Raw genomic sequence first — 9,567 nt, forward strand, 5'->3', positions numbered from 1 at the left:
AGGAATTTGGCAATTAGCTGCCTAGTTTCATAAAAAATATATCTTTAGATACAGCACACTGTTACTAGAGTTCTTGGTTACTCAAAACCTGGATAAAATGGTAATTGGTTTGTAAGCATTCAGCCGTCAGCTGTCAGCCGTCAGCTAAAAGCTCACGCTACTTGAGGTGCTTAAAATAAAATCGAAAGTCTGGGGAAAATATCTTGGCCGTTGGCCAAACTACTTGAGGTGATTTGTGGCACAGGCTTCTAGCCTGTGACCTAACCTCTGGCTGATCGCTGATCGCTGATCGCTGATCGCTGATCGCTGATCGCTGAATGCTTACATTGGTTTACCGTTGACCGTTGACGCTTAGCTTCAAGAAACTTAACAGTTAACCGTTGCTACTCCCTTATACCCCCTAAAAAAAGGGGCTAGTCAACACTTAACAGTCAACAGTCTCACCAATAAATCACGTTGATAGCAATTTAGGCAGCACACGCCCCCACCACTCCCAAGTCAACTCCCAAGTCAACTCCCAAGTCAAACTATGAAACATACCCTTTCCGTTTTAGTTGAAGATGAAGCCGGTGTTCTAACTCGCATTGCTGGTTTATTTGCCCGTAGAGGCTTCAATATCGAAAGTCTTGCCGTTGGACCAACTGAGCAGGTTGGTATATCTCGAATTACGATGGTAGTACCTGGAGATGACAGCAGCATTGAGCAGCTGACTAAGCAACTCTATAAGCTAATAAATGTCCTTAAAGTACAAGATATTACCTCAATTCCCTGTGTCGAAAGGGAGTTGATGCTGCTAAAGGTTAACACTACTAGTTCCACCCGCTCCGAGATTATTGAATTAGCCCAGGTGTTTCGTGCCCATGTCGTAGATACATCTGAGGAGTCACTAACTCTAGAAGTTGTGGGAGACCCTGGTAAAATGGTAGCACTGACCCAAATGCTGAATAAGTTTGGTATCCGTGAAATTGCCCGGACTGGCAAAATCGCCCTAACCCGAGAATCGGGAGTCAATACTGAATATCTCAAGTCTTTGCACGCAAAAGTTTAAGTAGCCATTAGTCATTAGTTATTGGTCGTTAGTCATTGGTGATTGGTTCGTCTATTTTACCTGCAAGCCTTGATGATATGAACCTACAGGAATTGCGATCGCAAATTCTGTTCCCTTACCCGGATTAGAGGTACATAGGATTTGACCGCCATGCTGTTCAACAACGATTTTCTTGGAGATATCTAGCCCTAAGCCAGTTCCCTTGTCGATTGATTTGGTGGTGAAGAATGGTTCAAATATCTTCTGTTTGACCTCTTCTGTCATTCCCGGACCATTATCGATAATTCTGATCACGACCTGTCCACCAGAACTGTCCCCTTGATCACCATCGCTGCCTAGAAATTCTGTCCGAATGGTGATCTTAGGGGGGGCTGGTGCTTTTTGCTTTACACCTTGCGGGCCATAATCAGAAGACTGAGGGGAAACTGGAACAAAGAACCTGTCTGCTTGAACAGCTGCAGAACCTGTAACAAAGAACCTGTTAACCTGTGACTCTTCCAGAGCATCAATGGCATTGCACAGCAGGTTCATCAACACTTGGTTGATTGGACCAGAGTAGCACTTCACTAAAGGGAGTTTTCCATAGTCCTTGGTCACGGTAATCCCGGGATTCTTTCCTTTGGGCTTTAAGCGGTTATGGAGGATAGTCAGATTACTATCAATGCCCTGATGAATATTCACTCGCTGCTTTTCCTGGTCATCCTGTCGGGAAAAGTGGCGCACTGATTGCACAATCTGTTGCAAGCGTTCTGCACCTAATCCCATAGATGATAGGGTTTTAGGAAAATCTTCGATCAGGAAATCTAGATCAATTAGATCAGCGTACTGTTGAATTTCGGCTACAGGCTGGGGATAGTGTTTGGCATATAATCCCAACAGTCTTAATAAATCTTCGCCATAGTCCCTTGCTGGAGTCACATTTCCACAGATAAAGTTAAGTGGATTGTTGATTTCGTGAACAACACCAGCGCATAACTGTCCTAAGGTGGACATTTTTTCACTTTGCTTTAATCCCTCTTGAGCCAGTTCCAGCTTCTTTAAGGCATTCTCCAGTTCCTGGCTTTGGGCTTCTAATTTGGCTTGTGCTGCTTGTAAAGCTGCTTCAGTTAATTTTTGTTTAGTAATATCTTTTACAAAACCTTCGTAGTATAGAATGTAACCAGTAGCATCACGCACTGCCCAAGCACTTTCACAAATCCACATTAGGGTGCCGTCTTGGCGATAGACCTGGGATTCAAAATCCTCTACAAAACCCTTTGAGTGCAGTAGGTCAAGGAATTGATAGCGTCGCTCGGGATCTTTGTGAAGGTAATCCCCAACACCAGTTAAATTACTAAGAAATTGCTTAGGTGATTCATAGCCATATAGTCTAGCTAGCGATGGGTTACAGGCTATATAGTAACCATCAGGGGTGATTTGAAATATACCATCAGTCGAGTTTTCAAATAGAGATCGATATCTCTGTTGGACTGCTAAGAGAGATTCTTCCACTCTTTTACGGTCAATTATTGGCTCAGCTAGTGTCTGATTCGTAGGTTGCCAACTAGTTTTCCAATTGGTGAAGTTTTTGTGAACCGTTGGATTAGGTTTGACCCCCTTACCAGAGCTAGGGGGTAAAGTTCTGCGACTTATTAACATAGATTTTTGCCTCACCTTTTTCCCTCACGACCATGACTATTGAGCATTGCAGCTGCCTCTTCAAGGATGGCTTTCCGGTACAGACTATAGTATTTGCTGTTGGGGAATTGTGCCATCCCTAAACAGTTTTTTACAAAACTATTAACTAAACTGCTCCGAATTTAAATAAATTTAACATACATCTCCTCTTGACAACAGTCAAATTAAGAAGGTTTTTTTCCCAAGTCGCGCACTGTAGTCAAATATTGTCCTAGAAAGGGTAAGCCACCAATGGCTGGAAGTAGGTAGCGGGAAGTACACAGTAATCCTAAGGCGGCAGCTTCCTCCTTAGGGAAATAGCGTTGGTAGAAGAAAATTAGCGCAGCATCACGGGTGCCAACCCCCGCAAAGGTTAGTGGTAACAATCCCGCTAAAATGGCTAGGGGGGACAGAGCGAGATTGGCTAAAAAGGGTGTCCAGGCGTTGAGGGCGAGGATAAATAACCAAATTTGCAATAAGTGTAAGAACCAGATAAAAATTGAAGTTAGGGTAATTTTGAATAATTGCTTGGGGTCATGCCAGAAGTAGCCGTGCATTTCCCCCCAAGACATTTGCATTTTTTCTAGCTTTGGACGGAATTTTTTTGGGGCAATTTTTTTTGTCACTAAGAAAAATAAATGGGCAAATTTGCGGGAACTGAGGAGGAATAGCCCTAAAATTAAGCCGAAAATTATCCCAGCGGTCATCAACCAAAAGAAACCACTTTTCCCCGGATAGAGTAATAAACCAAAGACACACCATAGCAGTAGAGACAGCATGTCACAAGCTTTTTCAAAAATAACGATGGCTAACGACAAGCTCCCAGCTAAATTACCCCGCTGCTTCATAAAGTAGGCTTTAGCAATATCTCCCATTTTGGAGGGCAAGACCATATTCAGGGTACTGGCAGCTAAAATCAGGCGATTGGCTTCCCAAAATCGGAGTTGGGAACCCGTCGGCATTAGTTGTTGCAGTCGCCAAGCCGTGAACAGGGTGATCGGAATCACCATGCCCAGACTAATCGCCATCCACATGCGATCGCATTCTTTGAATACAGCGATCAGTTGGGGAAAGTCAATTTTGGCATAAATTACCCCTAAGATGAGTAGGCTGATGGCAATGGAGATGAGTCGTTTCATGGATTAGCAGCAAAAGGCAAAAGGCAAAAGGCAACCGGCAACCGGCAACCGGCAACGGTCAACCTTCAATCTACCCTAGGGGAAGGCCAAAGGCGAACAACCTTCAACATCTGATGCTAACCAAAAACTTTAGTGAGAATTTCAACAGCGGGGTCAACTTATAGCCACACCTTAGCCCCACAATGCTTAGGACAAGTGACTACTCCTACATCAAATCAACGATTATGATGTAGGCTTCTCAAACTCACGAATGAGACTTGCTGTTCCTCAATATCATGTATTGATTTACCACAGCCATTCAGCGGCAATCCAACCGCCATTAATGCACGATGCAAAATGTTGATGCCACTATTCCAATCGCGGTCAATTTTTACTCCACAATCAGAACAATGATGAACTCTATCAGCTAGATTTTTCTCAACTGAAGCCCCACAGTTGAAGCACTCAATACTTGTTCCCCGTGGGTTAACGAACTGGACTAACAAACCGCGTTTGACCGCCACTGCTTGTAAAATCTCCAGAAACGACCCCCACCCTGCGTCATGTATTGATTTCGCTAATCTAGTCCGCGCAAGTCCCTTGATATTTAAATTTTCAAACCCAATCAGGTCATACTTACTACATAGCCAATGGGCGACTTGATAGTGAAATTCCTTGCGGCAACGGGTTAAATGAAGGTGCCATAGAGCTACTTTCTGTTTAGCTTTCTGCCAGTTTTTAGAACCCTTTACACGGCGTGACATTACCCGTTGGGCACTTGCTAACCTGTTAGTAGCCTTTCTGTAGAACTGCGGAATCTCAACGGCTTCACCATCTGATGTGGTCAGAAACTTCTCTAAGCCGACATCAATCCCAACAGCAGATTTAACCGATTCTACAGCAAGAAACTCAGGGACAGTATCATCCTTCATTGAGATGCAACAGTACCAGCCGTCCGCTTTTTTAACGATAGTGCATTGCTTGAGAGTGAAACCGGACGGTAGAGGTCGGTGCATCACCACAGATATTTCACCAATCCGACTCAGCTTAAGCACTCCATGTTTGATCTGCGCCCCTGCTCTGGAATTGTTAACCCGTGGGAATATAAACGACCGCAATTGACCTTGTTTCTTAAACCGAGGTCGTCCTCCGCGTTTTCCGGTCGCATCTGGTTTTCTCCATCGTTCCCATGCCATGTTCAGCCGTTGTAAGTTGACTTGTTGAGTTTCGGCGTAAATCAGCTTGTACTCAGGGAATAGCTTTTTAGTTTCCTTTAGTGCTGATTGCTGGGTGTAATAGTTAACGGGTTCTGGGACTTCGCCAATCGCTTCCCTCACAATACTGCATCTATCAATAGGACAACGAGTCCTATTGAGCCAATCAAGTCTTTGACCGAGAGCATAGTTCCAGTGACGACGCAACAATTCCAGCCATCTCTCCATGATGGCTATCTGTTCGTCACTAGGCTTGATTCGATAGCAGTAAGTTAACAGCATAATGTTATTGTACTACTCGCGTACTGTTGAGAACCGTTAAACCCCGTCGGGCAATTCCCCTCCCCTTAAATCACGCGATTATAACGGGAGACCACTTGCCCGTTTAGTTGGGTTGATAGACTAACCGAGATGGGCCTTTGATTTCTACATAATGACCGTAGGTGTTGCGTTTACCTTGTTTGACGGTCAGCACAGGCTTGTAAGTATCGTATTTTCTATTTTCCTTAATAATTTGCTGGTTGACGTGGATGTAAGTCGCCACCTTTTGTGCAACTTTTTTCCAGGTTCCTTTTGGTCCACGCTTACCGGGAATTACTTTAGGCATGCCATTAAATAAGGGAATTTGCCAAAATCTGCCAACTTTTTGAGCGCCTTTAATTCTGCCGCTTTTCAGGAGTTGGCGAACTCGTTGGACACAAATTCCTAACAGATAAGTCGCTTGAGTGGTTCCAATTGTAGTTATCTGTTGTGCTGCCATGTCTTCCCCCTTTAATCTAGCGCTATTGTTGTTAAAAACCTGTTACATAATTTAATAGTATGTTTATATAGCGTTATAGTTTAGAGGTTGAAGTAAGAGGAGAGGTTAACTGTTAAAGTTAGTGTTTAAGTTCTGTAATTAATCTTATACCTAATAAACTATAGCGCTATCGCTTTGGAGACAGGTGTTCAGACAGCCATCAGCAAAAATTAAATAGCGCTATAGTTTATCTATAGGAATATAAACTCATAAAACTACATCGCTATATTTTTTTAAATTCTTCGATTTATATAGCGCTATGACATATAGTGTATTTTTTATAGCGCTATAGTCAACAGTGTAAAGGCATCTAATTTTTGTAATCCTATATATAATAGTTTTTGTCAAATTCAATAAACACTATATGTGGAAAAACAATTGTCAATAAGCACAATAAGGCCAAATTTATTGATAACTACCCCCACTTTATTGACAAGATGCGTTTACCCTGGGTCAATGATGTCGTACAGTATGTGATCGTAGTAACCAGCGTCACACCAGTCATCAAGCGTGAATGTTATTGTAATTGAGTTTTGGAGATTAAATGTAAACTCCTCAGCACGTAAATAGCTAACATCAGGGGACTCACCGGAGTCAAGGTAGTGTATGTGGTCAGCGTACTCGATGGATTCGATGTGGTATGTGCAGAAGGTGTGGTTCTTGATTGTGAATTCCATAGTGTTGTCAAGGTAATCTGATCTCAAAAACGCTGCTCGAACTTCAACCATTCATAATCATCCAAGGTTTGCACCTCATCACTTAGGTCAACCCACGGTTGTAATTGTCCTGGTTGAAAGGTACGACTCATCACCACATAAATCGATGTCTGATCTCCACCAATTCCGACACTTTGTACCGATTTCCAAGACTTAGCTTGTAATTCATCAATTACTAACCATCGCTCACCTTGCCAATAAAAATATCGGCGAAAGCAGAAGGGAGCGTCTTTTTTACCAGTAATTAATAATTTCTGTAATAATTTTCGAATTAAATTGGGAAAGAAGCGTCCTACCGTTAACATCACTCCCCGTAGAATTAGTAAATTCATTGGAGTCATTTGCTTCTGTTTTGCCCATCCTAAGTTTCCCTCAATCAGAATTTCATCCTCACTGACTTTAACTTGATAGTCATCGATCAGATGACCAACAGCATTTTTGAATTTACCTCTTTCTTTTACGAGTAGGGAAAAATGGGTATCTGAAGCAATTAATTGATTGTCTCGAAATATCTTAAAAACGCCTCCTTTATTCAAAGCTAAATAAAGTTCTGTACCTCGACGGCGGTCAATTAGGATGTTGGCGTCTTTCAACCATACGCGACCACTGGGACGGGGAGTTGGTTTGGGTCGGTTGCTGACAAAATCCCGCCAAGATAGGAGATAATTCCAGGTATGGTGACCAATAATGTGATCATCGGCGTAACAGGGAGCAAGACCATTAGCTAATCCCACCAAGAAGCGGTCATTAATCTCTAGGGCTTCTGGAAACCAGCGTCCTACTAATTCAAAGCCATGGGGAAAAAAGTTATAAGTGTTACGGCTAGTGTATTCTCCCCCATAGGAACCATCGGGATGGATGAATTCTGCGGCTAATTCGACAGCTTTGATCAGAGCTTCTTTTAGGCGTGGGTCTAATCTCAACAGATAAATCCTAGCTAGACAGGAAATAGTTAAGGTGTGGTAGCCTGGGTCGCAGCCTTCATATTCTATAAACCAGCCTTCGGGACTTTGCCAGGATAAGACTTGCTCTAGCCTTTGCGATCGCGCTCTATCCCATTGATTGGTATGCAAGAGTTCCGATAGCAGGTCTAAACATAAGACAATCAAGGCTTGGTGGTTGCTCAGCTGTCCACTTTCCATGTGATGGGCTAGCCAATTTGCTCGTTTTTCAAAGAATTGCAAGGCAATGGGGTTATGGAGTCCCATGGCTTTGTAACTTTCGATGCTAGCCAATAAAGAAAAGGCGGCGGCTCCAGCAGCACGCTCATAGGGGAAATAATCATCACAGGAGCCATCGGGATGGGAACTGGATGCAGCAAAAAGTATCCCTGCTTCGACCCAATCGAGAATTACTGGTTGCTGGTAGAACGGGTTATCTGGCAAGTCGGTATGATAGGCTAGTGCTAGGGGCCAGACAAATTCCTGTGCCATCCCACTAGGGAAATCGATGATTTTATAGTGCCAGAAGTTACGGTCAAAGCATCCGTAGGTGGGACTGTGGGGATTGCGGTCTAGGAGGGTAAGGATTTTAGGGATTTGGTTTAGGGCTTGACGGGCGAATAGGTCTCTGGTCATTATTTGCGGCTGTTTGTGTCAGTGCGTCAGTCCGAGAGTGATTGTTGTTTTCAGCCAAAAGTAGTCTTAAGAGTTTCCTACTATAACAAGTAGTCTTAAGAGCGTCCCACTATCACAATCGGACTATTATCTATTCAAGAAATTATTAGCAAATTCTTCCCCTTCTCCTCCCTCTTCCCGGTTTTGCCGCTGTTGTTGATTTCCGGTTGATGGCAAGTGGGGAGTGTGATTGGAGTCAACTTCCAATCGTCGTAGTCGTAGTTGGATGTCTTCTAGAAGTTGACGATTGACTGCCATTAGATCTGCCACTAAGCCAAATATCCACAGTTGAAAGCCCATTAGAATCAGAATAGCAGCTAAAACTAGGCTGGGTACGTGAGCTTTGGGAGTACCAGCGAAGTATAGGATTAACCAACGAATCCCCAGTAAGGTTCCTAGAGTAAATGGAATTGTCCCCAAGGTGATAAAGAATCTCAGGGGGTTGTAGGTCATGGAGATTCGCAGGATAGTGATTAGCGATCGCTTAACATAGGCACTGATACTCTTGACTAGACGGGAGGGGCGCAAATAGCGATTGGTGCGGATTGGGACAGAAGTGATAGCAATGCCTTTTTGTCCAGCTTGAATAATAGTTTCTAGGGTGTAAGTGTATTCATTAAAGACATTTAGCTTTAAGGCGGCTTCTCGGCTAAAAGCTCGGAATCCACTGGGAGCATCGATGATATTAGTATTGCTAGCAATTCGGACTACCCAACTACCGAATTTTTGTAGACACTTTTTGATGGGGGAGAAGTGCTTAATCTTCTGAATCGGTCGCGCCCCGATGACTATTTCGGCTCGACCTGATATAATAGGTTGTATGAGTTTGGGAATGTCATCAGCGCAGTACTGATTATCCGCATCGGTATTGACAATAATGTCCGCATTGGCTTTTAAGCAAGCTTCGATTCCTGCGATGAAAGCTTTGGCTAGTCCCTGATTGTGTTTAAAATTGACAATGTGGTCTACGCCATAAGAGCGGGCTACGTCTACGGTGCGGTCTGTACTGCCATCATTGATAATTAGCCACTCAACGGTATCTACACCCCTCAGTTGACGGGGAAGCACCGAAAGGGTAATCCCTAGGCTGTTTTCTTCGTTGTAGCAGGGGATTTGAATAATTAGTTTCGTCATCGATGGTGACGGGTTTTGGATCAAGAATAGGAAAAACTCCGGTGCCTTTGATTATCGCAGACGCAGGCAAAAGAGTTTTGGTTTCTTGATTATGGTAGGTTATTCGGGGATTATAGCAGTTTTCAATAGGGAGTCAAGGGAGTAGGGAGTAGGGAGTAGGGAGTAGGGAGTAGGGAGTAGGGAGTAGGGAGTAGGGAGTAGGGAGTAGGGAGTAGGGAGTAGGGAGGAGGGAGGAGGGAGTAGGGAGTAGGGAGTAGGGGAGATGG

7 protein-coding genes are annotated in these 9,567 nt (G+C 43.7%); 1 reads left to right on the top strand and 6 read right to left on the bottom strand.

The window, feature by feature from the left end; translation table 11 throughout:
- The first annotated feature begins 529 nt into the window (after positions 1–529).
- The gene (ilvN, locus tag F6K37_RS05640) at positions 530–1,048 is read left to right on the top strand and encodes an acetolactate synthase small subunit (protein ID WP_008188861.1); all 519 of its coding nucleotides are present in this window, start codon (positions 530–532) and stop codon (positions 1,046–1,048) included.
- A 51-nt stretch (positions 1,049–1,099) separates the two neighbouring features.
- Here the strand turns inward: ilvN and F6K37_RS05645 are convergent, their stop codons facing one another.
- The 6 genes from F6K37_RS05645 to F6K37_RS05670 form a co-directional block, all read right to left on the bottom strand.
- A complete protein-coding gene (locus F6K37_RS05645; RefSeq protein WP_008188865.1) occupies positions 1,100–2,686 on the bottom strand; it encodes a sensor histidine kinase in 1,587 nt (528 codons plus the stop codon).
- A 203-nt stretch (positions 2,687–2,889) separates the two neighbouring features.
- Entirely contained in the window at positions 2,890–3,843 is a 954-nt protein-coding gene (locus F6K37_RS05650) for a lysylphosphatidylglycerol synthase transmembrane domain-containing protein (RefSeq protein WP_008188867.1), read from the bottom strand.
- A 215-nt stretch (positions 3,844–4,058) separates the two neighbouring features.
- Positions 4,059–5,318: an RNA-guided endonuclease InsQ/TnpB family protein gene (locus tag F6K37_RS05655; RefSeq protein ID WP_287248776.1), complete on the bottom strand. Its 1,260-nt coding sequence runs from the start codon at positions 5,316–5,318 to the stop codon at positions 4,059–4,061.
- 103 nt (positions 5,319–5,421) lie between these two features.
- Positions 5,422–5,796, bottom strand: a complete 375-nt coding sequence (locus tag F6K37_RS05660; RefSeq protein ID WP_287248778.1) for a helix-turn-helix domain-containing protein — start codon at positions 5,794–5,796, stop codon at positions 5,422–5,424.
- Positions 5,797–6,535: 739 nt separating this feature from the next.
- A complete protein-coding gene (locus tag F6K37_RS05665; protein WP_008188872.1) occupies positions 6,536–8,128 on the bottom strand; it encodes a hypothetical protein in 1,593 nt (530 codons plus the stop codon).
- A gap of 126 nt (positions 8,129–8,254) precedes the next feature.
- Positions 8,255–9,301 carry a glycosyltransferase family 2 protein gene (locus F6K37_RS05670; protein ID WP_008188878.1) on the bottom strand — a complete coding sequence of 349 codons (1,047 nt, stop codon included), beginning with the start codon at positions 9,299–9,301 and terminating at the stop codon, positions 8,255–8,257.
- Positions 9,302–9,567 lie beyond the last annotated feature (266 nt).

Source organism: Moorena sp. SIO4E2 (assembly GCF_010671945.1).
In the GTDB taxonomy this organism is placed as follows: Bacteria; Cyanobacteriota; Cyanobacteriia; order Cyanobacteriales; family Coleofasciculaceae; genus Moorena; species Moorena producens.

Excerpts from the sequence above, each read along its gene's own strand:
- ilvN (WP_008188861.1), top strand. The coding sequence starts at position 530 with ATGAAACATACCCTTTCCGTTTTAGTTGAAGATGAAGCCGGTGTTCTA.
- F6K37_RS05645 (WP_008188865.1), bottom strand. The coding sequence starts at position 2,686 with ATGTTAATAAGTCGCAGAACTTTACCCCCTAGCTCTGGTAAGGGGGTC.
- F6K37_RS05650 (WP_008188867.1), bottom strand. The coding sequence starts at position 3,843 with ATGAAACGACTCATCTCCATTGCCATCAGCCTACTCATCTTAGGGGTA.
- F6K37_RS05655 (WP_287248776.1), bottom strand. The coding sequence starts at position 5,318 with ATGCTGTTAACTTACTGCTATCGAATCAAGCCTAGTGACGAACAGATA.
- F6K37_RS05660 (WP_287248778.1), bottom strand. The coding sequence starts at position 5,796 with ATGGCAGCACAACAGATAACTACAATTGGAACCACTCAAGCGACTTAT.
- F6K37_RS05665 (WP_008188872.1), bottom strand. The coding sequence starts at position 8,128 with ATGACCAGAGACCTATTCGCCCGTCAAGCCCTAAACCAAATCCCTAAA.
- F6K37_RS05670 (WP_008188878.1), bottom strand. The coding sequence starts at position 9,301 with ATGACGAAACTAATTATTCAAATCCCCTGCTACAACGAAGAAAACAGC.